Consider the following 23373-nt stretch of genomic DNA (forward strand, 5'->3'; position numbering starts at 1 on the left):
CCGATGTTGGCGGAGGGGGGCCTAGATTGCACGGTGTGACGAATGCCGCGGCGGCCCCGACGACGTACCTCGACGCCGCCTCCTCCGAGCCGCTCCACCCGGCCGCCCGCGAGGCGCTGCTGGCCGCGCTCGACCGGGGCTGGGCCGACCCCCGGCGCCTGCACTCCCCCGCCCGCTCGGCGCGGCTGATCCTCGACAACGCCCGCGAGGCGGTGGCCGAGGCCCTGGGCGTACGCCGCGACGAGGTCTCGTTCACCTCGTCCGGCACCGACGCGGTGCACCGCGGCCTCCTCGGGCTGGTCGCCAGCTCCCGCCGCGGTCGGGTGGTCGTCCACTCGAGGGTCGAGCACTCCGCGGTCCTCCGAGCCGTGGAGTGGGGAGCCGAGGCAGATGTCGTCGAGGTCGACGGGAGCGGTCGGGTCTACGACGGCGACCTCGTCGAGCACGCGATTGGCCCCGATGTCGCCGCAGTCGCCCTCCAGACCGCCAACCACGAGGTCGGCACCATCCAGGATGTCGGACGCTTCGAACTGCCGAACGACGTGCCCCTCTTCACCGACGCCTGCGCCTCGATGGGCCGCCTCCCGCTGCCCGAGGGCTGGGCGGTCGCGGCGGGGTCGGCCCACAAGTGGGGCGGGCCGGCCGGCGTCGGCGTGCTGCTGGTGCGCAAGGGCGCCCGGTGGCGCAACCCGTTCCCGGCCGACGACCGGGTCGACGACCGGGTGGCCGGCTACGAGAACGTGCCGGCCGCCCTCGCCGCGGCCGCCGCCCTCCAGGCCGTGGTCGCCGAGCGCGACGCCGTCAACGCCCGCCAGCACGCGCTCGTCGACCGGGTGCGGGCCGCGGTCGCCCGGGTGCCGGACGTCGACGTCGTGGGCGACCCCGTCGACCGGCTCCCCCACCTGCTCACCTTCTCGGTGCTCTACGTCGACGGCGAGGCCGTGGTCGATGCCTTCAACCGCCGCGGGTTCGCGGTGGCCAGTGGGTCGGCGTGCACCTCCTCGACCCTCGAGCCCAGCCACGTGCTGGCCGCGATGGGCGCGCTGACCCACGGCAACGTCCGGCTCGCGCTGACCCGCGACGTCACCGAGGAGCAGGTCGAGGCGTTCGTGGCCGCGGTGCCCGAGGTGGTCGCCGAGCTGCGGTCGGGGACCGGGCTGTGACGCCGGCGCTCGAGCTCGACTGCCGGGGCCTGCCGTGCCCGCGTCCGGTCATCGAGCTGGCCCGCCACCTCGGCGACGTCGCGGTCGGCGAGACCCTCGCGGTCGTGGCCGACGACCCCGCCGCGCGCCACGACGTGCCGGCGTGGTGCCGGATGCGCTCGCAGCGCTACGACGGGGAGGACGCCGCCGCGGACGGCGTGCCTCGCTACCTGGTGACCCGGCTGTCCTGATCCCCCGACCGACCTGGCAGACCCGACCGGCCCGCCGTGGTCAGCGGACGACGGAGAGGTGCGGCTTCACCGCGCCGGCCGCCTCGGCGCCGTAGGACGCCTCGACCCGGGCCAGGAACTGCTCGGCGGTGAAGGAGTACTCCTGGGTGCCGACGGTCTCCACGACGTACGCCGCGAGCACGCAGCCGACCTGGGCGGCGTTCTCGTGGCCCAGGCCCCAGGCCAGGCCGGCGAGGAAGCCCGAGCGGAACGCGTCGCCGACCCCGGTGGGCTCGACGGCGGTGACCTCGGTCGCGGCGTGGAGGGTCAGGTCGACGCCGTCCTTGCTGCGGATCCGCACGCCGTCGGCACCGAGGGTGGTCACCTGGGTGCCGACCCGGGCCAGCACCTCGTCGGCGGTCCAGCCGGTCTTCTGCTCGATCATGTGCGACTCGTACTCGTTGGAGAACAGGATCGCGGCGCCGTCGATGAGGTCGCGGATCTGCTCGCCCTCGCTGAACGCCAGCTGCTGGCTGGGGTCGGCGATGAACGGGTAGCCGCGCTGGCGGCACTCGTCGGTGTGGCGCAGCATCCCGTCGGGGTCGTCGGCGCCGATGAGCACGTAGAACGGCTCGCCGACCTTCTCGACGATCGGCGCCAGCTCGATCAGCCTGGCCTCCGACATCGCGCCGGGGTAGAACGACGCGATCTGCGCGCCGGTCGGGTCGGTGGTGCACACGAAGCGGGCGGTGTGCTTGCTCTCCGAGATCCGCACGTGGCCGCAGTCGACGCCGTGCCGCTCCAGCCAGGAGCGGTAGTCGGCGAAGTCCTCTCCCGCCGAGCCCACCAGCACCGGCCGCAGGCCGAGGCGGCCGAGGCCGAAGCACATGTTCGCCGCGACGCCGCCGCGGCGGATCTCGAGGTCGTCGACGAGGAAAGAGAGGGAGATCTTGTCGAGCTGCTCCACGACGAGCGAGTCGCGGAACCTCCCGGCGAAGTTCATGAGGTGGTCGGTGGCGATGGAGCCGGCGATCAGCAGGGACCCGGGGGAGGTGTCGGACACGGAGAGGAACACTACTGCGAAGTAGTGCTGGGAGTACCAATCAGTAGCCCATAACGTCGAGGCATGACCGCCTACGACGACCTCTCCAGCACCTCGGACATGCTCGCCGACTGCCGCGCCACCGAGACCAACCTGCGGCTCGAGCGGACCGCGTGGCGAGCGGTGCGGCCGGCGCCCAGCATCCACTTCGACGAGGTGCCCACCGACCTGCCCAAGGGCGAGATCGAGATCAGCGACGCCGCGCTCCGGCTCGCCAACGCGCTCTCGCTGCACCTGGACTGAGCGCGGCCGCCCGGACCAGCGCCGAGCGGCCCCCACCGACGCGAACAGCCCCCGACGCCTCGGCGTCGGGGGCTGTTGCTCGCTCGAGCCCGGCGTGCGGGCCTGCGGATCGGCTCAGTGGAAGCTGTCGCCGCAGGCGCAGGAGCCGGTCGCGTTGGGGTTGTCGATGGTGAAGCCCTGCTTCTCGATGCTGTCGACGAAGTCGATCATCGCGCCGTTGAGGTAGGGGACGCTCATCCGGTCGACGACGACGGACACGCCGTCGAAGTCGGTGGCGACGTCGCCGTCGAGCGTGCGCTCGTCGAAGAACAGCTGGTAGCGGAGGCCCGAGCAGCCGCCGGGCTGCACGGAGATCCGCAGCGCGAGGTCGTCTCGGCCCTCCTGCTCGAGGAGGCTCTTGACCTTGGCCGCAGCGACGGGGCTGAGGTTGATGCTGTCGGTGCGACGCTCGGTGGTGGTCTCGACCTGCTCGGTCATGTGTCGGCTCCCGGGTGGACGCTGGTGAGTGGGAAGGGACGGTCTGTCACTGGTTGCAATGGTCGCACACCGGGGTCTATTCCCGCGGTGTCGGCCGGATCACCGCGACCACGTGCGCGCGACCCGCTCGGCGAGGTCGGCCAGCGAGCCCGCGGGGTCGGCGAACGCGATCTCCTCCCCCACCAGGTCGACCAGCGAGTACGCCGACTCCACGCCCAGCGCCCGCATCTCCCGCGACCCCACCAGCACCGCCCCGGCGAGGGCCACGCACGGGCGCAGCGCCTCGGCGGCGACCTCCGCGACGCCGTAGGGCACCTTGCCCGAGCGCGAGGAGAAGTCGAAGGCGCCCTCGCCGGTCACCACCAGGTCGGCCGCCCGGGCCCGCTCGGCCAGCCCGACCGCGTCGGCGACCAGCCCGATCCCCGAGACCCGCTCGGCGCCGAGCGCGAGCAGGCCGAAGCCCAGCCCGCCCGCCGCCCCGGCACCCTTCTCGAGCGCCAGCCTCCGGTCGACGGCGGCGGCGTACTGCTCGAGCTTCGCGTCGAGCTCGACCAGCAGGTCCTCGTCGATGCCCTTCTGCGGGCCGAAGGTCTTGGTGGCGCCGAACAGCCCGGTGAGCGGGATGTCGACGTCGGTGGCCGCGACCAGCCGGCGCCCGGCCACCCGGGCCCGGGCCGGCGCGAGGTCGACGGAGGTGACGGTGTGCAGGTTCACCCCGCCGACCTCCATCACCCCGTCGCTGGTCGCGCCGAGCACCGACAGCATCCCGCCGCCGCCGTCGTTGGTGCCGCTGCCGCCCAGCCCGACCACGATCGTGGTGGCCGGGGTGGCGAGCGCGGCCGCGACCAGCTCCCCCACGCCCATCGTCGACCCGTGCTCGGCACCGCCCTCGATCAGGTGCAGGCCGCAGGCCTGGGCGCTCTCGACGTACGCCGTGTCGCCGGCCAGCAGCACCGTCGCCGGCACCCGCTCGCCGTGCGGCCCCTCCACGGTGACGCCCAGCAGCTCCCCGCCGAGCGTCGCGTGCAGCACGTCGACGAAGCCCGGGCCGCCGTCGGACATCGGGGCGAGGTCGAGCTCGTCGCCGGGCGCCCGGCGGCGCCAGCCCTCGGCGATGGCGTCGGCTGCCTCCACGGCGGTGAGGGTGCCGGCGAACTTGTCGGGGGCGACCAGAACTCGCATGCGGCCATCCTCGTGCATGTCCTAGCGTCGGCCGGGTGACGGGACCGGTGACGGGACGGGCGACGGGACGGACGGGCTGGGTGGTGCGACCGATGCGGGCCGAGGACGTGCCGCTGGCCGAGCGGCTCAGCGCCGAGGCCTTCCTCGAGCTCGACGTCCGCCAGCGGCGCGCGGACCTGCCGCCCCCGGTGATCCGCAGCGAGCGGCACGCCTCGGGATGGGTGCGCCGGACCCACCACCTGCTGGAGACCGATCCCGGCGGCTGCTGGGTGGTCGAGGGCGACGAGGGGCTGGTGGGGATGGCCACCTCGCTGGTGCGCGAGGTGACCTGGTGCCTCGCGACGTACGCCGTGCGACCCGGCCACCAGGGCCGCGGCATCGGGCGCGCGCTGCTCGAGGCGGCCCTGGCCCACGGTCGGGGCTGCACCCGGGCGATGCTGTCGAGCTCCGCCGACCCGCTGGCGGCGCGGCGCTACCGACTGGCGGGGTTCTCGCTGCACCCCCAGATGTTCCTCACCGGCACCGTCGACCGCACCGCGATCCCGGTCGACACCGGTGAGAAGGTGCGCGAGGGCGCCGAGGCCGACCGCGAGCTGATGGACTCCCTCGACCGGCGCACCCGCGGCTCGGCGCACGGACCCGACCACGCGCACCTGCTGGCCGAGCACCGGCTGCTGGTCTCGGACACCACGACCGGCTCGGGCTACGCCTACGTCGACGGGGGCAGCGTGCTCCTGCTGGCCGCCGACAACCGGCGCACCGCTGCCCGGCTGCTGTGGGCCGCGCTGGCCGACTCCTCCGGGGTGGTCACCCAGCCGCACCTGACCGACGCCAACCAGTGGGCCCTCGACGTGGGCCTGGGCGCCCGGCTGGCGCTGCACACCGAGGGCTACCTGGCGCTGCGCGGGATGAAACCACCCGCGCCGTACGTTCACCATGGTGCCCTCCAGTGAGGGACCGGGGACGGTCGCCGATCCGGCGTCCGCCCGGGCCGACGAATAGGATCCGCCCATGACCACCGTCGACCTCCCGCTGCTCCCGCTGGGGCGCGGCACCGACCTCAACAGCGAGCGCGGGGTGGAGTGCCCCGGCGACCTGCCCTCGCCGTCCGACCCCGACCTGGTGGCCCGGGCGATCGCGGCCAAGGAGGCCCTGGGCGACCGGGTCTTCGTGCTCGGCCACCACTACCAGCGCGACGAGGTCATCCGGTTCGCCGACGTCACCGGCGACTCCTTCAAGCTGGCCCGCGACGCCGCCGCCCGGCCGGAGGCGGAGTTCATCGTCTTCTGCGGCGTGCACTTCATGGCCGAGTCGGCCGACATCCTCACCGGTCCCGACCAGAAGGTGATCCTCCCCGACCTCGGCGCCGGCTGCTCGATGGCCGACATGGCCCGCCTGCGCCAGGTCGAGGACGCCTGGGAGGCGCTGGCCGCGGCCGGGATCGGCGACGCGGTGGTGCCGGTGACCTACATGAACTCCTCCGCCGACATCAAGGCCTTCTGCGGTCGCAACGGCGGCACGGTCTGCACCTCCAGCAACGCCGAGGTGGCGCTGGAGTGGGCGTTCGCCCAGAAGCCGGACGTCGCGGGCGGCGCCAAGGTGCTGTTCCTCCCCGACCAGCACCTGGGCCGCAACACCGCGGTGCTGCAGCTGGGCCTCTCCCTCGACGACTGCGTGGTCTGGGACCCGCACCGGCCCCACGGCGGCCTCACCGTCGAGCAGCTGCGCGACGCCAGGATGATCCTGTGGAAGGGTCACTGCTCGGTGCACGGCCGGTTCGCGCCCGAGGTCGTCGACGAGCTGCGCGCGACCATCCCCGACGTCAACATCCTGGTCCACCCCGAGTGCCGTCACGAGGTGGTGCTCAAGGCCGACCTGGTCGGCTCGACGGAGTTCATCATCAAGACCATCGAGGCCGCCCCCGCGGGCTCGAGCTGGGCGATCGGCACCGAGCTCAACCTGGTGCAGCGCCTCGCCCACGCCCACCCGGACAAGAACATCGTCTTCCTCGACAAGACCGTCTGCTACTGCTCGACGATGAACCGGATCGACCTCCCCCACTTCGTGTGGGCGATGGAGTCGCTGGCGGCCGGGCAGGTCGTCAACCAGATCGAGGTCGACCCGGAGACCGAGAAGTGGGCCCTGGTCGCCCTCCAGCGGATGCTCGATCTCCCCGGCAAGTCCCACAAGGACTGAACCGGCCGGTCGCCCTACGCCGGTTCGACCGGCGTCGGGTCAGGCGGGCAGGGCGAACCAGAACGTCGAGCCGCCACCGGGGACGGGGTCGCAGCCGAGCGTGCCGCCGTGCGCGGACAGGATCCGCCGGCACGTCGACAGCCCGATCCCGGAGCCCTCGACGGAGCGGTCCGCCCGGGTGAGCGGGTCGAAGATCGAGCCGCGCGCCTCCGCGGGCACCCCCCGGCCGTTGTCGACGACCTCGACCCGCCAGCAGTCGTCGACGCGAGCCGACGAGACCGAGATCGTGGGGGCGCGGTCGGGGTGGCGGTACTTGGCGGCGTTGTCGAGGAGGTTCTGCAGCACCGAGCGCAGCAGCACCGGGTCGCCGACGACCACCGGTAGCGGACCGACCCGGACCTCGACCCCCGCCAGCACCCCGTCGAGGTCCTGCAGCACCTGGCCGACCACGACCCCGAGGTCGACGGCCTCCGTCTTCAGCGAGCCGCCGAGGCGGGCGTAGTCGAGCACCTGGTCGATGAGCCGCGCCATCCGGGAGGAGCCGTCGATGGCCCGGTCGAGCAGACCGTCCTCCACGCGGATCGAGCCGTGCTCCTCGAGCTGGTCGCGCATCACCTCCAGCGACAGCGACAGGCTCGCCAGGGGCGTCTTCAGGTCGTGGCTGACCTGGCCGGCGAACGACGTCAGCCGCTCGTTGCTCAGCTCCAGCTCGGCGAGGGTGCGCTGGAGGGCGCGACCGACCAGCTCCAGCTCGAGGATGTCGACGATCCGCTCGGCGAGCGTGCCGAGCGCGACCCGCTGGTCCTCGTCGAGGTGGCGCACCCGGTCGTCGAAGACGCACAGCGTGCCGATCGTGACGCCGTCGGGCGTGACCAGCTTGTGGGCGGCGTAGAACCGCACATCGCCGAGGCTGCCGGTCACGAACGGGTTGTCGCGGAACCGCGGGTCCTGGCTCGCGTCGGGCACGACGACGGGGGCGTCCTCGCCGAGGATCGCCGCGCACATGGAGTCCTCGCGGCTGCAGATCGAGGCGTCGAAGCCGACCGCCGCGGCCTGGTGCTGCTCGGTGTCGGTGATCAGGTTGATGGTCGCCATCGGCACGCCGCAGATCCGGGCGGCCAGGTCGACGACGGCGACCAGCTCGCGCCGCGGCGGCTTGAGCAGCACGTCGTAGGCCGCCAGCGCGGCGGTCCGGCGCGCGTCGTCTCCCACCTCGTCCACGCCCCGCATCGTAGGTGGCGCGGCCGTCGTGTCCCCCCGGACGCCGACGGCTGGACCTCAGCCCTCGCGACCGGGCGCCTCGGGGCGGGGCTCGGCACCGGTCTCCCCCGCAGCGTCGACGGCGGCGTCCGGGGCCTCCTCGGCGGCCTCGATCGCCTCGGGCCGGTAGCTGGTGCCGGCGCCCTTGAGCGCAGCGAGCTCGGCCTCCACGTCGGCCTGCGAGCTCATCGCCTCGAGCTCGCGGGCGATGTCGTCGCCGGCGTTGAGAGCTCCGGGGGTGTCGAGGGCCCCGGTGGCGATCAGCTCGTCGATGGCGCCGGCCCGGGCCTGCATCTGGGCGGTCTTGTCCTCGGCCCGGGCCATCGCGGCGTTGATGTCGCTCATCTCGGTGCCGAGCCCCGACATCGCCTCGTTGACGCGGGTCTGCGCCTCGGCGGCCGTGTAGGTCGCCTTGATCGTCTCCTTGCGGGTGCGGAACGCCTCGACCTTGGCCTGCAGGCGCTGCTGGGCGAGCGTGAGCTTCTCCTCCTCCCCCTGGAGCTGGGCGTGCTGGGCCTGCAGGTCGGCGATCTGCTGGCTCAGGCCGGAACGGCGGGTCAGCGCCTCGCGGGCGAGGTCCTCGCGCTCCACCTTCAGCGCCTGCTGGGCCTGCCCGTGGAGCTTCTCCGCCTGAGCCTCGAGCTGGCGGACCTGGAGCTCGACGCGCTTGCGGCTGGTCGCGACCTCGGCGACCCCTCGACGCACCTTGGAGAGCAGCTCGAGCTGACGCTCGTAGCTGTAGTCGAGGGTCTGGCGCGGGTCCTCGGCGCGGTCGAGCGCCTGGTTGGCCTTGGACCGGAAGATCAGGCTGAGTCGCTGCATGAGGCCCATGGGTCGAGTCCCTTCGTCGGATCCGTCGACACCCACCCTAGTCGGCGCCGGTAGGCTCGTGCCGTTCCACCGACCCACCCAGACCCCGAGGCAACCGTGTTCCGTCGCGCCAAGTCCGAGGCCCCCGTCGCCGACCCCGCCCCCGTCAAGCCGGGCGGCAAGGGCCGGCCGACGCCGACCCGTCGCGAGGCGGAGGCCGCCGCCCGCGAACGGGCCAAGACGCCCCGCACCCGCAAGGAGATGGCGGCCGCCCAGCGGGCGTCGCGCTCGGAGTCGAGCCAGAAGATGCGCCAGGCCATGAAGACCGGCGACGAGCGCTACCTGCCGCCGCGCGACAAGGGTCCGGTGCGCCGCTTCATCCGCGACTTCGTCGACAGCCGGTTCTCGCTCATCGAGCTGATGATCCCGCTGCTGGTCGTCACGATGATCCTCGGCTACTCCGGCAGCAGCCGGCTCGCCGCGATCGGCAACTCGGTGCTGTTCGGCACCCTGCTGGTCGTGGTGCTCGACCTGGTGATGCTGCGCCGCCGCCTGCGCCGGCAGCTGGCCGCCCGGTTCCCCGAGGAGCCCACCAAGGGCACGTTCTACTACGCCGCGATGCGCTCGCTGCAGATGAAGTTCATGCGGCTGCCCAAGGCGCAGGTCAAGATCGGCCAGGAGCTCCCCGAGCACTACCGATGACGACGCGGGCGGGACGCCGGCGGTGAGCTGGCTCGGCCTGGTCGCGGGGCTGCTCTCGGCCACCGTGTTCGGCCTCGCGGCGGTCGCCCAGGCCCACGCCGTACGACGCTTCGCCGACCGGCCCGACAGCCTGGTCGGCTTCGTCAGCCTGTCGGTACGCGACGCCTGGACGATGGCGGTGGTCGCGGCGTACCTGCTCGGCTTCCTGCTCCACGCGGTCGCGATCTGGCTGCTGCCGCTCTACCTCGCCCAGGCGACGGTCGCGATGTCGCTGCCGGTCACCGCGTGGGCGGCGCGGCGTGTCGACGCCGCGCTCGCCGCGCGGCACTGGGCCGCGGTCGGCACCGTCACCCTCGGCCTGGTGCTGCTCTCGCTCGGGGCGGGTGCGCCCGGCGAGGTGGTGACCACCCCGCTGTTCACCGCCCTGCTGTGGGCGGCGGTGCTCGGCCTGCTGGTCGCGGCGCTGCTGCTGCATGACTCCCCCGGCGGGCTGCTCGGCACCCTCGCCGGCCTGGGGTACGCCGGGTCGGCGATCGCCGTGCGGGGCGTGGAGACGCCGGTGTCGGCCGTGGTCGTGCTAGCCGCCCTCGCGGTGCCGTCGTTCAGCCTGGTGGCGTTCTGGGTCTACTCCCTCGGCATGCGCGGCGGCGCGGTCGCGGCCGCCACGGCGCCGATGATCGTGGGCCAGACCTTCGTGCCGTCGGTGGTCGGCGTCGCCCTGCTGGGCGACGGGGTCCGCGGCGGCTGGTGGCCGGTCGTGGTGGCCGGCCTGCTGCTCTCGACCGCCGGCGCCGTGGCGCTGGCCCGCCAGGAGTCAGAAGTCGCGCTTCCCGGGTGACTGCGTCCTGGCCGGGTCGCGCTCCACGACGTCGCCGAGCACCTCGTCGATCGAGGTGAGCAGGTCGGCCTCGAGCCGCACCCCGGCCGCCTTAACGTTCTCGGTCACCTGCTCGGGGCGGCTGGCGCCGATGATCGCCGAGGAGACGTTCGGGTTCTGCAGCGTCCAGGCCACCGCGAGCTGGGCCAGGCTGAGCCCGGCCTGCTCGGCGAGCGGCTGGAGCCGCTGCACCTTGGTCAGCACGTCGTCCTGGAGCCAGCGCGAGATCATGTCCGCGCCGCCCTTGTCGTCGGTCGCCCGTGACCCCGCCGGCGGCGGCTGGCCCGGCTGGTACTTGCCGGTGAGCACGCCCTGCGCGATCGGCGACCACACGACCTGGCCCAGCCCGAGCTCCTCGCAGGTGGGCACCACCTCGGCCTCGATGACCCGCCAGAGCATGTTGTACTGCGGCTGGTTCGACACGAGCGGGATGCGCAGCTCGCGGGCCAGCGCGTGCGCCGCCCGGATCTCCTCGGCCCGCCACTCCGAGACCCCGATGTAGTGGGCCTTGCCGGCGCGGACGACGTCGGCGAACGCCTCCATGGTCTCCTCGAGCGGCGTCTCGTAGTCGTAGCGGTGGGCCTGGTAGAGGTCGACGTGGTCGGTGCCGAGCCGGCGCAGGGAGGCGTCGATCGACTCCAGGATGTGCTTGCGCGACAAGCCGTGGTCGTTGTGCTTGCCGGGCCCGGTGGGCCAGTAGACCTTGGTGAAGATCTCCAGGCCCTCGCGCCGCTCGCCGGCCAGCGCCTTGCCGAGCACCGTCTCGGCCGCGGTGTTGGCGTAGACGTCGGCGGTGTCGAAGGTGGTGATGCCCTCGTCGAGGGCCTGGCGCACGCACCGCAGGGCGGCGTCCTCCTCGACCTGCGAGCCGTGGGTGAGCCAGTTGCCGTACGAGATGGCGCTGATCTTCAGACCGCTGGCGCCGAGGTTGCGGATCTCCATGGGGTCGAGCCTAGGACGCGGGGCCACGGGACGACCCTCGGGCCGGGGGCTGCGAGGATGGGGGCATGAGCAGCCCCACCGCCGACGTGTCGGTGCGCGTCGCCTGGGCCGACGACGCCGCCGCCATCGCCGAGCTCCAGCTGCGCAGCTGGCCGGGGCTCTACGCCGGCGTGGTACCGCCCGAGGCGTTCCCCACCGGACCGGACGCCCTCGCCGCCGCCGCCCGGGCCTGGGCGGAGTCGCTGACCAAGCCCGGCGACGCCCGCAACCGGGTGCTGGTGGCCCTCGAGCGCAACCGGGTCGTGGGCTTCGCGATCACCGGGCCCGCGGCCGACCCCGACTGCGACCCCGTGGCCGACGCCGAGCTGCGCGAGCTGACCGTCGATCCCGACGAGCGCGGCCGCGGCCACGGCTCGCGGCTGCTGCAGGCCGCCGCCGACACGATGGTGGCCGACCGGTTCACCCGCGCGGTGCTGTGGGCCAACGCCGGCGACGACGCGTTGCGCGCCTTCCTGGCCGGCGCCGGCTGGGCCCCCGACCAGGCCCACCGCGAGCTCGACCTCGACGGCACCGGCGCGACCACGGTCAAGCAGGTGCGCCTGCACACCGCCCTGACGTGAGCCCCGACCCGGCCGGCGCCGACGACCTCGAGGCCGCCCGCCGGGGCGTCGTGCGCGACAGCCTCGGCGTCGGCGTCGCCACCGGGCTCTACGGCGTCTCGTTCGGCGCCGTGTCCGTCGCCTCGGGGCTGGACGTGTGGCAGACCTGCGTGCTGTCGCTCGTGATGTTCACCGGCGCCTCGCAGTTCGCCTTCGTCGGCGTGCTCGCCGGGGGTGGCTCCCCGGTGTCGGCGGCCGCGACGGCCCTCCTGCTCGGCACCCGCAACACCCTCTACGGCCTGCGGATGGCACCGCTGCTGGCCTGGCGCGGCCGGCGGCGCGCGGGCGCGGCCCACCTCCTGATCGACGAGTCCACGGCGATGGGCGTCACCCGCGCGACGACGCCGCTGGCGCGAACCGGCTTCCTGGTCACCGGGGTCACCATCTTCGTGCTGTGGAACCTCACCACCCTGGCCGGCGCGGTGGCCGGGGAGGCGCTCGGCGACCCGCGCACCTACGGCCTCGACGCCGCCGTCGGCGGGGCCTTCCTCGCGCTGCTGTGGCCACGGCTGCGCGAGCCCCGGCACCGGGTCGTGGCGGTGCTGGCGGTGGCGGTCGCGCTCGGCCTGGTGCCGCTCACCCCGGCCGGCGTGCCGGTGCTCGCGGCCGGCGGCGTGGCGCTGCTGGTCGGGCTGCTGGGGCGCCCACCGGGGAGGCGGGCATGACCTGGCTAGCGATCGCGGTCGCCTGCGCGGGTTGCTACCTGCTCAAGCTCGCGGGCCTGTCGGTGCCGGAGCGGGTGCTCGACCGGCCGGTGGTGCGCCGGGTGGCCGACCTGATCCCGGTGGCGCTGCTGGCCGCCCTGGTGGCGGTGCAGGTGGCGGCCGACGACCAGCGCCTGGCCCTCGACGCCCGGGCCGCCGGGTTGGGCGCGGCCGTGGTGCTGCTGGTGCTGCGGGCGCCGTTCCTGCTCGTGGTGGTGGGCGCCGCGCTCACCGCGGCCCTGCTGCGGTTGCTCTGACCCCGCCGACGGGTGACCGACGGCCCCGGCCGGCGCCGCCGACCGGGGCCGCGGGTCCCCCGCGCGGGTGGCTCAGGCCGGCTGCACCTGGCCGAGCACGTCGAGCACCTCGTCCACCGACCCGGCGGCCTCGAGGCGGGCCACCTGGTCGGCGTCGAGGAAGACCTCGGCGATGCGCTGGAGCAGCTTGAGGTGGTCGGTGCCGGCGCCGGCGATGCCGACGACGAACTTGACCTCCTTGCCGTTCCAGTCGAGGCCGCCGGGGTAGCGCACGAACGAGATGCCGGTGCGCCTGATCGCGCTCTTGGCCTCGTTGGTGCCGTGGGGGATCGCCAGCAGGTTGCCCATGTAGGTCGAGACCGACTGCTCGCGGGCGTGCATGGCCTCGACGTACGACGGCTCGACGGCCCCGGCCGCCACCAGCAGCTCGCCGGCGCGGGTGATCGCGGCCTCGCGGTCGTCGGCGCCGCCGTCGAGCACGACCGACTCGGCGCCGAGCAGGCCGGCGGACAGCCCCGGGGCCTCCTCGGCCGCGGGCGCGCCGGAGCCACCGCCGTTGCCGCCGCCGTTGCGCTCGTCGAGCAGCGCCACGATCTCGTCGTAGCGCGGGCTGCCCATGAAGTTCTCCACCGACACGTGCACCGCCGACGGCGTCCGCTGCTGGGCCCGCGCCGTGAGGTCCTGGTGGGTGACCACGAGGTCGTAGGTGTCGCCGAGGTTCGAGATCGCCTTGTTGACGACCGTGACGTCGGCGTGCCCGGCGGCCTGGATCTTCTTGCGCAGCACCGAGGCGCCCATCGCGCTGGAGCCCATGCCGGCGTCGCAGGCGAACACGATCTGGCGGATCGGGCCGGTGCCGCCGCCGGTGAGGGCGGAGGCGACCGACGACTTCCTGCCCTTGCGCGCCTCCATCTCGGCCGTCGCGCCGGCGAGGTCGCCCTCGGAGTCGCGGTCGAGCCGCAGCAGGAAGCCCGCGACCAGGAAGGTCACCGCGGCCGACAGCACGACCGAGAGGGTGACCCCCACCAGGCTGCCGGCCGGCGACTGGAGCCAGACCGCGATGATCGAGCCGGGTGCGGCCGGGGCCCGGAGGCCCGAGTCGAAGAGCACGTTGACGCCGACACCGGTCATGCCGCCGAGGATCACCGCGACGATCAGCTTGGGCTTCATCAGCACGTAGGGGAAGTAGATCTCGTGGATGCCGCCCAGGAACTGGATGACCGCGGCGCCGGGCGCCGACGCCCGCGCCAGGCCCTTGCCGAAGATCGCGAAGGCCAGCAGCAGGCCGAGGCCCGGGCCGGGGTTGGCCTCGATGAGGAAGAGCACCGACTTGCCGTCCTCGACCGCCTGCGAGGTGCCGAGCGGGGTGAAGACGCCGTGGTTGATCGCGTTGTTGAGGAAGAGCACCTTGGCGGGCTCCACGAAGATCGACGTCAGCGGCAGCAGGTCGTTGCCCACGAGGAAGTCGACGACGTCCTCGGCGACGTTGGAGAACGCCTTGACGAAGGGCCCGGCGATGAGGAAGCCGAAGATGGCCAGCACCATCCCCCAGATGCCGGCGGAGAAGTTGTTGACCAGCATCTCGAAGCCGGGCTTGATCCGGCCGTCCCACAGCGCGTCGAGCTTCTTCATCGACCAGCCGCCGAGCGGCCCCATGATCATCGCGCCCAGGAACATCGGCACGTCCGCGCCGGTCACCGAGCCCATGGTGGCGATCGCCCCCACGACGCCGCCGCGCAGGTTGTCGTCGTACATCATCCGGCCGCCGGTGTAGCCGATCAGGATCGGCAGCAGGTAGGTGATCATCGGCCCGACGATGCCGGTGCCGTCGGCCCCCGACCCCCAGGCGCCGAGGTCCTCGACGAAGCCGTAGCCGCCGTCGTAGCCGAAGACCTTGTCGCCGATGAGGGTGATCCAGCCCTTCTCGATGAACAGGGCGGTGATCAGGCCCCAGGCGATGAACGCGGCGATGTTGGGCAGCACCATGTTCGACAGGAACGTGCCGAACCGCTGGACCTGCACCCGCATCCCGCCCGTGGTGGGCGCCGTGGCTGTTGTCGTGGTGGTCATCGAACCTTCCCCTGGACCTCTCGGGTTCCGTGCTCACCTGTGATCGGGGTCACGGAGATCTTTGAACATGTGTATATCGGACCGATATCGGGCGTCAAGAGGTCTGAAACCAACACATCCAAAGTGACAACAACATGAAACACGACTACGGTCGGGAGTGGCGGCACGGTGTGGTCTCCTCGGAGGGACCGCCCGCGGCCGCCCGGACCACCGCCCCCACTCCCGGAGGAGACCCCCATGAAGGCCCTGAGGTTCTACGCACCCGAGGACGTCCGCCTCGAGGAGGTGCCGGAGCCCGGGTGCGGCCCCGACGAGGTCAAGCTGCGGGTGCGCAACTGCTCGACCTGCGGCACCGACGTGAAGATCTTCCACAACGGCCACCAGAACCTCACTCCCCCGCGCACCATCGGCCACGAGATCGCCGGCGAGGTCGTCGAGGTCGGCGCCGACGTCAACGCGACGTACGGCTCGGACTGGGCGGTGGGCGACCGGGCCCAGGTGATCGCGGCCGTCCCGTGCGGTGAGTGCCACGAGTGCCGCAAGGGCTGGATGGCGGTCTGCCAGAACCAGACCTCGGTGGGCTACCAGTACGACGGGGGGTTCGCCGAGTACATGGTTGTGCCCCGGCAGGTGCTCAAGGTCGACGGGCTCAACCGGATCCCCGACAACGTCGGCTACGACGAGGCCTCGGCCGCCGAGCCGTTCGCGTGCGCCATCAACGCCCAGGAGCTGCTCGGCATCGAGGAGGGCGACACAGCGGTCGTCTTCGGCGCCGGTCCGATCGGCTGCATGCACATCCGGATCGCCCGCGGCGTCCACCGGGTCGGTCCGGTCTACCTCGTCGACGTCAACGCCGAGCGGCTGGCGATGTCGGCCGCCGCGGTCGGGCCGGACGAGGTGATCAACGCCGCCGAGGTCGACGTCGTCGAGCGGGTGATGGAGCTGACCGGCGGGCGCGGCGCCGACGTCGTCATCACCGCCACCGCCGCCAACGTGACCCAGGAGCAGGCCATCGCGATGGCCGCCCGCAACGGCCGGATCTCGTTCTTCGGCGGCCTGCCCAAGACCGACCCGACCATCACCTGCGACTCCAACGTCGTCCACTACCGCCAGCTGCACATCCACGGCGCCAACGGCTCGGCCCCCGAGCACAACAAGCGCGCCCTGGAGTACATCTCCTCGGGCCAGGTGCCGGTCAAGGACCTGATCACCGCCCACATCCCGCTCGACCGCGTGCTCGACGCCTTCGACCTGGTGCGCAAGGGCGAGGCGATCAAGGTCACCGTCGAGCCCTGACCCGGCCTGTCGAGTCGTCGTTACTCGTGCTGAGTAACGACGACTCGCCCTACCCCAGCCTGTCGAGTCGTCGTTACTCGTGCTGAGTAACGACGACTCGGCGCGCTCAGCCGAGGTCGAGGACGTGCTCGAGGCCTACGGTGAGGCCGGGGTGCGACCGGATCGCGCGGAGCCCGGCCAGCACGCCGGGGGCGAACGACGACCGGTCGAGGGAGTCGTGGCGGATGGTGAGGGTCTCGCCCGGGGAGCCGAGCAGCACCTCCTGGTGGGCGACCAGGCCGCGCAGGCGGATGCTGTGCACCGGCACGCCGTCGACTGACGCCCCCCGGGCGCCGTCGAGCGCGGTGGAGGTCGCGTCGGGCATCGGGGCGCTGCCCGCCGCGCGCCGGGCGGCGGCGACCAGCTCGGCGGTACGGCGCGCGGTGCCGGACGGCGCGTCGGCCTTGGTCGGGTGGTGCAGCTCCACGATCTCGACCGACTCGTAGAACGACGCCGCGGCCGCGGCCCAGCGCATCATCAGGATCGCGCCGATCGAGAAGTTGGGGGCGATCAGCACGCCGGTGGCGGGTTCCTCGCCCAGCCAGCCGCGCAGCGTCGCCAGGCGGTCGTCGTCGAAGCCGGTGGTGCCGACGACGGCGTGGATGCCGCTCTCGACGCAGTAGCGCAGGTTGTCCATCACCACGTCGGGGTGGGTGAAGTCGACGACCGCCTCGGCGCCCGACGACGCGAGCACCTCCACGTCGTCGTCGACGTCGACCTCCGCGACCAGGTCGAGGTCGTCGGCCGCGGCGACCGCGCGGCACACCTCCGACCCCACCTTGCCGCGCGCGCCCAGCACCCCGACCCGGAGCGGTCCCGTCGTCTCGTCAGCCACGGCACCACGCTATCGGCCGGCCGGACGCCGCGGGCCGTGCGTCCGTCCGGGCCCGGGTTCTGGCAGGCTGGACCCATGGCTGTGCAGGCGATCCCGGCCCGGATCCGGTGGGCGGTGGAGTTCATGGACCCGCAGCCCGGCGACCACCTCCTCGAGATCGGGTGTGGCGCGGGCGCGGCGGCGGAGCTGATGTGCAGTCGGCTCGAGACCGGCAAGCTGTTCGCCATCGACCGCTCCGAGTCCGGTGTCGACCGCACCAAGCGGCGCTGCGCGGCGTACGTCGCCGCCGGCCGCCTCACCGTCCGCCAGATCGACCTGGCGACGCTGCGGGTGCCGGTGAAGCGGCTGCACAAGGTGTTCGCCTTCAACGTCAACCTGTTCTGGGTGCGCGACTGCGCCGACGAGGTGGCGCTCCTGCACGAGCGGGTGCTGCCCGGCGGGGCGGTGCACCTGTTCTTCGAGGTCAAGCTCCCCGAGCAGATGAAGACCATCGTCGAGAACGCCTCCGCGGCGCTGCAGGGCGCCGGCTTCCGGGTGTCGGTGGTCGAGAACAAGGAGCTCGCGGTCATCGGCATCATCGGCAAGCGCTGATCGGGCCGTCGCCCCCGCGGGGGAAGGAGATTTCCTCCGGCCCGCCAACCTTAGGACATTTCCTAAGGATTGGGCTACGTTAGGGAATCTCTCACCACGGAGGTGCCGATGCGTGTCGTCGTCGTGACCGCCGACCAGCGGTCCAGCCGGTCCGGGCCGGACCTGGTGCCCGCCCTGCTCCGCGACCTGGCCCCGCTCCCCCACCTGCGCGCCTTCGAGCGCACGGCGGGCGACGAGGTGCAGGGGGTGCTCGCCGCCGACGAGCTGCCGGCCGTCGTCGAGCTGCTGCTGCGCGACGGCGGCTGGAACGTCGGGATCGGCGTCGGGCCGGTCGACCCGCCGCTGCCCGACAGCACCCGGGCCGGCCGCGGACCGGCCTTCCTGCTGGCCCGCGACGCCGTCACCGCGGCCAAGACCAGCCCCTGGCACCTGCGCGCCCTGGCGCCCGGAGACGCCGCCACCGACCTCGAGACCGTGCTGTGGCTGTGGGCCGCACTGCTCGGCCGCCGCACCCGGGGCGGCTGGGAGGTCGCCGACCTGCTCGACGACGGCCTCACCCACGAGGAGGCCGCCGAGCGGCTCGGGGTCACCCCCTCGGCCGTCACCCAGCGCGCCCGCACCGCGGCGGTGCAGGAGGGGCGGCGCGCCCGCGCCACGGTGGCCGCCCTCGCAGCCGCGCTCGTCGGCGGGGAGGTCGCGGCATGAGCGGCGACACCGCCCTGGTCGTGGTCCTGGCCCTGCTGGGCGGGGCCGCGGTCGCGGGCGTCACGGCCTGGTCGGACGCCGTACGGCGCGCGGGCTCGCTCGCCGTCCCGCTCGGCACGGCCGTCGCCGTCGCGGCGGCGGGCCTGGTCGTGGCGACCGTGCCGGCCGCGGCCACCGACGACCCCGGGCCGCAGGCGCTCGCCGTGCTCCTCGCGGCCGTCGCGGCGGTGGCGGGCGGCGGGCCGCTCACCACCGCCGTGTTCTCCGTCGTCGACGCCGCGGAGCCCGCACCGGCGGCCGGGTCCGGTCGCACCGGGCTCGACGCCGCGGCCAGCGTGCTGCGCGGCGGTGCGTGGATCGGCGTCCTCGAGCGGGTCGCGGTCTTCGCCAGCCTGGTCGCGGGCCTGCCCGAGGGCATCGCCCTCGCGCTGGCCCTCAAGGGCCTGGGCCGCTACGCCGAGCTCAAGGCCAACGACTCCGGCGCCGCGGAGCGGTTCATCATCGGCACCTTCGTCAGCGTGCTGTGGGCCGCGGGCTGCGCCGCGGTGGTGCTGGCGGTGCGCTGAGCCCGGCGGTGCGCTGAGCCCGGCTCAGGGCTAGGCCGGCCCGACGACCGCGAGCAGCTCGGGACGGTCGAAGACCAGCCGGGCGACGTCGCGCACCTCGTCGAGGTTGACGGCCTCGATCCGGGCCAGCACCTCGTCGACCGAGAGCAGCTCGTCGTGCACGAGCTCGGCCTTGCCGATCCGCGACATCCGCGACAGCGAGTCCTCCAGGCCCAGGACCAGCCCGCCGCGCAGCTGGCCCTGGCCGCGCACCAGCTCCTCCTCGGTGATGCCGTGGGCCGCGACCCGGGACAGCTCGGTGCGCACCACCGCCAGCACGTCGTCGAGCTTGGTGGGCAGGCAACCCACGGAGACCCCGACCAGGCCGGAGTCGGCGTGGTGGCTGGCGAAGGAGAAGACCGAGTAGGCCAGGCCGCGGCGCTCGCGCACCTCCTGGAAGAGCCGGCTGGAGGTGCCGCCGCCCAAGGCGGTGTTGAGGACGCCGAGTGCGAACCGCCGGTCGTCGGTGCGTACCAGCCCCTCGCGGCCGAGCACCACGTTGACCTGCTCGAACGGCCGGGTGGCCTCGACGACGCCGGGGTGGACCCGGCGCGGACGGGCCGCCGAGCGCGGAGGGACGGGCGTCGCGTCCGGGTCGAGGAAGCCGTGGCGGCCGAACGCCCTGCGCACCCGGCGCACGACGTCGGCGTGGTCGAGGTTGCCGGCGACCGCGACGACCATGTTGGCCGCGCGGTAGTGCCGCCGGTAGAAGCGCTGGATCTGCGCCCGGGTGAGCGCCTCGATCGAGCCGACGGTGCCGGCGATCGGTCGACCCAGCGGGGAGTCGCTCCCCCACGCCAGCTCGGCGAAGAGGTTGTGCACCACGTCGTCGGGGTCGTCGTCGTGCATCGCGATCTCGTCGAGGATCACGTCGCGCTCGGCCTCGACGTCCTCGGCGGCGAGCAGCGAGCCGGTGACCATGTCGCCGAGGACGTCGACCGCCAGCGGCAGGTCCTCGTCGAGGACCCGCGCGTGGAAGCAGGTGTACTCCTTGGCGGTGAAGGCGTTGAACTCGCCCCCGACCGCGTCGAGCGCCACCGAGATGTCGAGCGCCGAGCGCTCGGCGGTGCCCTTGAACAGCAGGTGCTCGAGGAAGTGGGAGCAGCCGTGGAGGGTCGGGGACTCGTCGCGCGAGCCCACGCCGACCCAGACACCGATGCTGGCCGAGCGGGCACCGGCGAGCTGCTCGGTGACGACCCGGAGGCCGCCGTGGAGCACCGAGCGCTTGACCAGCGAGGTCACCTGGCCGGCGTCGTCGCTGGTGGACTGGAGCGTGCGGGTGGTGCCGGGCCGCTGACTGGTGCCGGAAGCCGACGACCGGCCGGCGGTTGCCCGCCGGCCGGTCGTCGTGGGAGACGAGCTCACGTGGAGGTCAGTCCTCCTCGGACGCCTCGACGTCGCCGGGCTCAGCGTCGCCGCCGGCGGCGTCGTCCTCCTCGACGACGGGGACCAGCGACAGCTTGCCGCGATCGTCGATCTCGCCGATCTGGACCTGGACCTTCTGGCCCACCGACAGGACGTCCTCGACCGCCTCGACCCGCTTGCCGCCGGCCAGGGCCCGCAGCTTGCTGATGTGGAGCAGGCCGTCCTTGCCCGGCATGAGCGAGACGAACGCACCGAAGTTGGTCGTCTTGACGACCGTGCCGAGGTAGCGCTCGCCGACCTCGGGCATGGTCGGGTTGGCGATCGCGTTGACCGCGGCGCGCGCGGCCTCGGCCGCCTCGCCGTTGGTCGCACCGATGTAGACGGTGCCGTCGTCCTCGATCGACAGCGAGGCGCCGGTGTCGTCCTGGATCTGGTTGATCACCTTGCCCTTGGGGCCGATGACCTCGCCGATCTTGTCGACCGGCACCCGGACGGTGATGATGCGCGGCGCGTGCACCGACATCTCCTCCGGGCCGTCGATGGCCTCGTTCATCACGTCGAGGATCGCCAGGCGGGCGTCCTTGGCCTGGGTCAGCGCCGCAGCGAGGACCTCGGCCGGGATGCCGTCGAGCTTGGTGTCGAGCTGGAGCGCGGTCACGAACTCGCGGGTGCCGGCGACCTTGAAGTCCATGTCGCCCATCGCGTCCTCGGCGCCGAGGATGTCGGTCAGCGCGACGTACTGGGTCTCGCCGTCGACCTCGCCGGAGATGAGGCCCATCGCGATGCCGGCCACGGGGGCCTTGAGCGGCACGCCGGCCTGGAGCAGCGACAGCGTCGAGGCGCAGACCGAGCCCATCGAGGTGGAGCCGTTGGAGCCCATCGCCTCCGACAGCTGCCGGATCGCGTAGGGGAACTCCTCGCGCGAGGGCAGCACCGGCAGCAGCGCGCGGCGCGCCAGCGCGCCGTGGCCGATCTCGCGGCGCTTGGGCGAGCCCACCCGACCGGTCTCGCCGGTGGAGAACGGCGGGAAGACGTACTTGTGCATGTAGCGGCGGTGCTTCTCGGGGCTCAGCGTGTCGAGCTGCTGCTCGAGCTTGAGCATGTTCAGCGTGGTGACGCCCAGGATCTGGGTCTCGCCGCGCTCGAACAGCGCCGAGCCGTGCACCCGCGGGATCACGCCGACCTCGGCGTGCAGCGGCCGGATGTCGGCCAGGCCGCGACCGTCCATGCGCACCTTGTCGCGCAGCACGCGGTCGCGCATGAGCGCCTTGGTGACCGACTTGAACGCCGCGCCGATCTCCTTCTCGCGGCCCTCGAACTGGGCTCCGATCTGGTCGAGCAGCGAGGCCTTGACGGCGTCGAGGCGCTCGTCGCGCTCCTGCTTGCCGACGATGGCCAGTGCCTCGGCGGTCTGGGTCGAGACCGCGGCCTCGACGGCGGCGTAGACGTCGTCGTCGTAGTCGAGGAAGACCGGGAACTCCTGGACGGGCTTGGCGGCCTGCTTGGCCAGCTCGGCCTGCGCGTCGCAGAGCTGCTTGATGAACGGCTTGGCGGCGTCGAGGCCACCGGCCACGATCTCTTCCGACGGTGCGGTCGCGCCACCGCTGACGAGCTCGTAGGTGTTCTCGGGCGCCTCGGCCTCGACCATCATGATCGCGACGTCACCGGTCTCGGTGACCCGGCCCGCGACGACCATGTCGAACACGGCGCTCTCGAGCTGGCTGTGGCTGGGGAAGGCGACCCACTGGCCCTCGATGAGGGCGACGCGGACGCCGCCGACCGGGCCGGAGAACGGCAGGCCGGAGAGCTGGGTCGACATCGACGCGGCGTTGATCGCGAGCACGTCGTAGGGCTGGTCGGGGTCGAGCGCCATCACGGTGATGACGACCTGGACCTCGTTGCGCAGGCCCTTCTTGAACGTCGGGCGCAGCGGCCGGTCGATCAGGCGGCAGGTGAGGATCGCGTCCTCGCCGGGCCGGCCCTCGCTGCGGAAGAACGAGCCGGGGATCTGGCCCACGGCGTACATCCGCTCCTCGACGTCGATCGTGAGGGGGAAGAAGTCGAAGTGGTCCTTGGGCTGCTTGCCGGCCGTGGTGGCCGAGAGCAGCATGGTCTCGTCGTCGAGGTAGGCGGTGACCGCGCCGGCGGCCTGGCGGGCCAGGAGACCGGTCTCGAACTTGACCGTGCGCTGGCCGAACTTGCCGTTGTCGAGCACGGTCTCGACCGCGGAGATCACAGGCTCCGAGTAGGTGTCAGTCAAGGGTTGAACCTTTGCGTGTCGCGGAGCGATCCGCGGCGTCCCGCGTCGAGGCGGGAGGTCTCTCTCGAGGGGTCCCGCCGGGTGGTCGCCTCGCCGGTCGTGGTGCTGGCGAGGGGGCCGGTCTTCGATCGAGGCCCGCAGGTCGCCCGGCCGGAGCCGTGCCTGAGGGCCACTACCGAGGACCGGGCCAGAACGTGCGGGTCGCTCCTGGTGTGGTGTTGTGCAGTTGTGGTGGTGCGGTGTGGTCGTGCGGTGGGTTCTTCGGGTGTTCGTTCGGGTGGTGCTACGGGTCCGACCCTAGCGTCACGGACCCGCAAATGGCGCGGAGCGACCGCCCACGAGGGACGATCGCTCCGTCCGACGGACCGTCGGTCAGCGGCGCAGGCCGAGACGCTCGACGATCGAGCGGTAGCGCTCGATCTCCGTCTTGTTCAGGTAGTTGAGCAGCCGACGGCGCTGGCCGACGAGCAGCAGCAGACCACGACGGCTGTGGTGGTCGTGCTTGTGCTGCTTGAGGTGCTCGGTGAGGTGCTGGATGCGGTGGCTCAGCAGCGCGATCTGCACCTCCGGCGAACCGGTGTCGCCCTCGGTCGTGGCGTACTCGGCGATGATCCTCTTCTTGGTCTCCGCGTCGGTTCCGATCGACATGCGGGCTCCTCTCTCGGTTCGCTGCGCGGCGCGCCGGGGCCTGTTCTCCCGGGCACTCTGGATCCGCGGCCGTTGCACGGCAGGGTTCTCAGCTGTGTCGTCGCCCCGCCTCCACGGGTCAGGGCAACCGGAAGAGCGTATCGCTCCGGCGCGCCGCGGCCCAAACCGGCGGCACG

Annotated in this window: 25 protein-coding genes; 14 read left to right on the plus strand and 11 right to left on the minus strand. The window is 73.0% G+C overall.

From position 1 onward, the window contains the following. Positions 1 to 35: 35 nt before the first annotated feature. Complete coding sequence (locus JT721_RS18430; protein ID WP_205474741.1) at positions 36 to 1163, plus strand: aminotransferase class V-fold PLP-dependent enzyme; 1128 nt, start codon at positions 36 to 38, stop codon at positions 1161 to 1163. Further along, positions 1160 to 1393: a sulfurtransferase TusA family protein gene (locus tag JT721_RS18435; protein WP_205474743.1), complete on the plus strand. Its 234-nt coding sequence runs from the start codon at positions 1160 to 1162 to the stop codon at positions 1391 to 1393. Before JT721_RS18430 ends, JT721_RS18435 begins: the two co-directional genes overlap by 4 nt. Positions 1394 to 1433: 40 nt before the next feature. Here JT721_RS18435 and JT721_RS18440 read toward each other — a convergent pair whose 3' ends face one another. Further along, positions 1434 to 2375: a carbohydrate kinase family protein gene (locus tag JT721_RS18440; RefSeq protein WP_205474793.1), complete on the minus strand. Its 942-nt coding sequence runs from the start codon at positions 2373 to 2375 to the stop codon at positions 1434 to 1436. A 123-nt stretch (positions 2376 to 2498) separates the two neighbouring features. Here JT721_RS18440 and JT721_RS18445 point away from each other — a divergent pair, with 123 nt between their 5' ends. Beyond that, entirely contained in the window at positions 2499 to 2717 is a 219-nt protein-coding gene (locus tag JT721_RS18445; protein WP_205474744.1) for a hypothetical protein, read from the plus strand. 114 nt (positions 2718 to 2831) lie between these two features. Here the strand turns inward: JT721_RS18445 and erpA are convergent, their stop codons facing one another. Together erpA and JT721_RS18455 are read right to left on the minus strand one after the other, a co-directional pair. Further along, complete coding sequence (gene erpA, locus JT721_RS18450; protein WP_205474745.1) at positions 2832 to 3194, minus strand: iron-sulfur cluster insertion protein ErpA; 363 nt, start codon at positions 3192 to 3194, stop codon at positions 2832 to 2834. 99 nt (positions 3195 to 3293) lie between these two features. Further along, positions 3294 to 4376, minus strand: coding sequence for a glycerate kinase (locus JT721_RS18455; protein ID WP_205474746.1), 1083 nt, complete (start codon positions 4374 to 4376; stop codon positions 3294 to 3296). Between the two features lie 35 nt (positions 4377 to 4411). On the opposite strand from JT721_RS18455, the gene JT721_RS18460 reads away from it, so the two are divergent. Together JT721_RS18460 and nadA are read left to right on the plus strand one after the other, a co-directional pair. Continuing rightward, complete coding sequence (locus tag JT721_RS18460) at positions 4412 to 5329, plus strand: GNAT family N-acetyltransferase (protein ID WP_307828135.1); 918 nt, start codon at positions 4412 to 4414, stop codon at positions 5327 to 5329. Positions 5330 to 5387: 58 nt separating this feature from the next. Continuing rightward, positions 5388 to 6572, plus strand: coding sequence for a quinolinate synthase NadA (gene nadA, locus JT721_RS18465; protein WP_205474747.1), 1185 nt, complete (start codon positions 5388 to 5390; stop codon positions 6570 to 6572). Between the two features lie 39 nt (positions 6573 to 6611). Here the strand turns inward: nadA and JT721_RS18470 are convergent, their stop codons facing one another. Both JT721_RS18470 and JT721_RS18475 read right to left on the minus strand, forming a co-directional pair. Continuing rightward, positions 6612 to 7793, minus strand: coding sequence for an ATP-binding protein (locus JT721_RS18470; protein ID WP_205474748.1), 1182 nt, complete (start codon positions 7791 to 7793; stop codon positions 6612 to 6614). 57 nt (positions 7794 to 7850) lie between these two features. Beyond that, positions 7851 to 8663, minus strand: a complete 813-nt coding sequence (locus JT721_RS18475; protein ID WP_205474749.1) for a PspA/IM30 family protein — start codon at positions 8661 to 8663, stop codon at positions 7851 to 7853. Between the two features lie 96 nt (positions 8664 to 8759). On the opposite strand from JT721_RS18475, the gene JT721_RS18480 reads away from it, so the two are divergent. After that, the gene (locus JT721_RS18480; RefSeq protein ID WP_205474750.1) at positions 8760 to 9344 is read left to right on the plus strand and encodes a DUF3043 domain-containing protein; all 585 of its coding nucleotides are present in this window, start codon (positions 8760 to 8762) and stop codon (positions 9342 to 9344) included. Between the two features lie 22 nt (positions 9345 to 9366). Next, on the plus strand, positions 9367 to 10182 hold the full coding sequence (locus JT721_RS18485) for a hypothetical protein (protein WP_205474751.1): 816 nt from the start codon (positions 9367 to 9369) through the stop codon (positions 10180 to 10182). Here the strand turns inward: JT721_RS18485 and JT721_RS18490 are convergent. Then, the gene (locus JT721_RS18490) at positions 10159 to 11163 is read right to left on the minus strand and encodes an aldo/keto reductase family protein (protein WP_205474752.1); all 1005 of its coding nucleotides are present in this window, start codon (positions 11161 to 11163) and stop codon (positions 10159 to 10161) included. The two genes, JT721_RS18485 and JT721_RS18490, sit on opposite strands and share 24 nt — an antisense overlap. Before the next feature lie 65 nt (positions 11164 to 11228). On the opposite strand from JT721_RS18490, the gene JT721_RS18495 reads away from it, so the two are divergent. From JT721_RS18495 to JT721_RS18505, 3 genes are read left to right on the plus strand one after another with little or no spacing between them, the layout of a single operon-like run. Further along, positions 11229 to 11783: a GNAT family N-acetyltransferase gene (locus JT721_RS18495; RefSeq protein WP_205474753.1), complete on the plus strand. Its 555-nt coding sequence runs from the start codon at positions 11229 to 11231 to the stop codon at positions 11781 to 11783. Then, a complete protein-coding gene (locus tag JT721_RS18500; protein ID WP_205474754.1) occupies positions 11780 to 12487 on the plus strand; it encodes an AzlC family ABC transporter permease in 708 nt (235 codons plus the stop codon). The genes JT721_RS18495 and JT721_RS18500 overlap by 4 nt, the downstream gene beginning before the upstream one ends. Continuing rightward, on the plus strand, positions 12484 to 12783 hold the full coding sequence (locus tag JT721_RS18505) for an AzlD domain-containing protein (RefSeq protein WP_205474755.1): 300 nt from the start codon (positions 12484 to 12486) through the stop codon (positions 12781 to 12783). Before JT721_RS18500 ends, JT721_RS18505 begins: the two co-directional genes overlap by 4 nt. A gap of 72 nt (positions 12784 to 12855) precedes the next feature. Here JT721_RS18505 and JT721_RS18510 read toward each other — a convergent pair whose 3' ends face one another. Further along, a complete protein-coding gene (locus tag JT721_RS18510; protein ID WP_240341034.1) occupies positions 12856 to 14853 on the minus strand; it encodes a PTS mannitol transporter subunit IICBA in 1998 nt (665 codons plus the stop codon). Between the two features lie 237 nt (positions 14854 to 15090). Between JT721_RS18510 and JT721_RS18515 the strand changes: the two genes are divergently transcribed. Continuing rightward, positions 15091 to 16149 carry a zinc-dependent dehydrogenase gene (locus JT721_RS18515; RefSeq protein ID WP_205474757.1) on the plus strand — a complete coding sequence of 353 codons (1059 nt, stop codon included), beginning with the start codon at positions 15091 to 15093 and terminating at the stop codon, positions 16147 to 16149. Positions 16150 to 16255: 106 nt separating this feature from the next. Here the strand turns inward: JT721_RS18515 and dapB are convergent, their stop codons facing one another. Further along, complete coding sequence (gene dapB, locus JT721_RS18520; RefSeq protein ID WP_205474759.1) at positions 16256 to 17023, minus strand: 4-hydroxy-tetrahydrodipicolinate reductase; 768 nt, start codon at positions 17021 to 17023, stop codon at positions 16256 to 16258. A gap of 75 nt (positions 17024 to 17098) precedes the next feature. Here dapB and JT721_RS18525 point away from each other — a divergent pair, with 75 nt between their 5' ends. The 3 genes from JT721_RS18525 to JT721_RS18535 all read left to right on the plus strand — a co-directional run bounded on the left by JT721_RS18525 (position 17099) and on the right by JT721_RS18535 (position 18885). After that, positions 17099 to 17614, plus strand: coding sequence for a trans-aconitate 2-methyltransferase (locus JT721_RS18525; RefSeq protein WP_205474760.1), 516 nt, complete (start codon positions 17099 to 17101; stop codon positions 17612 to 17614). 108 nt (positions 17615 to 17722) lie between these two features. Then, positions 17723 to 18319 (plus strand): transposase, encoded by a 597-nt coding sequence (locus JT721_RS18530; RefSeq protein WP_205474761.1) that lies wholly within the window; start codon positions 17723 to 17725, stop codon positions 18317 to 18319. Continuing rightward, positions 18316 to 18885: a hypothetical protein gene (locus JT721_RS18535; protein WP_205474762.1), complete on the plus strand. Its 570-nt coding sequence runs from the start codon at positions 18316 to 18318 to the stop codon at positions 18883 to 18885. The genes JT721_RS18530 and JT721_RS18535 overlap by 4 nt, the downstream gene beginning before the upstream one ends. 30 nt (positions 18886 to 18915) lie before the next feature. On the opposite strand, the gene JT721_RS18540 is transcribed toward JT721_RS18535, so the two are convergent. The 3 genes from JT721_RS18540 to rpsO form a co-directional block, all read right to left on the minus strand. Then, the gene (locus JT721_RS18540; protein ID WP_205474763.1) at positions 18916 to 20289 is read right to left on the minus strand and encodes a pitrilysin family protein; all 1374 of its coding nucleotides are present in this window, start codon (positions 20287 to 20289) and stop codon (positions 18916 to 18918) included. Between the two features lie 7 nt (positions 20290 to 20296). After that, positions 20297 to 22549 (minus strand): polyribonucleotide nucleotidyltransferase, encoded by a 2253-nt coding sequence (locus JT721_RS18545; RefSeq protein WP_240341035.1) that lies wholly within the window; start codon positions 22547 to 22549, stop codon positions 20297 to 20299. Between the two features lie 372 nt (positions 22550 to 22921). Next, entirely contained in the window at positions 22922 to 23197 is a 276-nt protein-coding gene (gene rpsO, locus JT721_RS18550; RefSeq protein WP_205474769.1) for a 30S ribosomal protein S15, read from the minus strand. Positions 23198 to 23373 lie beyond the last annotated feature (176 nt).

It is taken from the genome of Nocardioides sp. SYSU D00038, assembly GCF_016924665.1.
Classification (GTDB): Bacteria; Actinomycetota; Actinomycetes; order Propionibacteriales; family Nocardioidaceae; genus Nocardioides.

Coding starts and splice junctions, on each gene's coding strand:
- JT721_RS18455 (WP_205474746.1), bottom strand. CDS start 4,376: ATGCGAGTTCTGGTCGCCCCCGACAAGTTCGCCGGCACCCTCACCGCC.
- JT721_RS18440 (WP_205474793.1), bottom strand. CDS start 2,375: ATGAACTTCGCCGGGAGGTTCCGCGACTCGCTCGTCGTGGAGCAGCTC.
- JT721_RS18495 (WP_205474753.1), top strand. CDS start 11,229: ATGAGCAGCCCCACCGCCGACGTGTCGGTGCGCGTCGCCTGGGCCGAC.
- JT721_RS18515 (WP_205474757.1), top strand. CDS start 15,091: ATGAAGGCCCTGAGGTTCTACGCACCCGAGGACGTCCGCCTCGAGGAG.
- rpsO (WP_205474769.1), bottom strand. CDS start 23,197: ATGTCGATCGGAACCGACGCGGAGACCAAGAAGAGGATCATCGCCGAG.
- JT721_RS18505 (WP_205474755.1), top strand. CDS start 12,484: ATGACCTGGCTAGCGATCGCGGTCGCCTGCGCGGGTTGCTACCTGCTC.
- JT721_RS18525 (WP_205474760.1), top strand. CDS start 17,099: ATGGCTGTGCAGGCGATCCCGGCCCGGATCCGGTGGGCGGTGGAGTTC.
- JT721_RS18445 (WP_205474744.1), top strand. CDS start 2,499: ATGACCGCCTACGACGACCTCTCCAGCACCTCGGACATGCTCGCCGAC.
- erpA (WP_205474745.1), bottom strand. CDS start 3,194: ATGACCGAGCAGGTCGAGACCACCACCGAGCGTCGCACCGACAGCATC.
- JT721_RS18475 (WP_205474749.1), bottom strand. CDS start 8,663: ATGGGCCTCATGCAGCGACTCAGCCTGATCTTCCGGTCCAAGGCCAAC.
- JT721_RS18490 (WP_205474752.1), bottom strand. CDS start 11,163: ATGGAGATCCGCAACCTCGGCGCCAGCGGTCTGAAGATCAGCGCCATC.
- JT721_RS18535 (WP_205474762.1), top strand. CDS start 18,316: ATGAGCGGCGACACCGCCCTGGTCGTGGTCCTGGCCCTGCTGGGCGGG.
- nadA (WP_205474747.1), top strand. CDS start 5,388: ATGACCACCGTCGACCTCCCGCTGCTCCCGCTGGGGCGCGGCACCGAC.
- JT721_RS18510 (WP_240341034.1), bottom strand. CDS start 14,853: ATGACCACCACGACAACAGCCACGGCGCCCACCACGGGCGGGATGCGG.
- JT721_RS18530 (WP_205474761.1), top strand. CDS start 17,723: ATGCGTGTCGTCGTCGTGACCGCCGACCAGCGGTCCAGCCGGTCCGGG.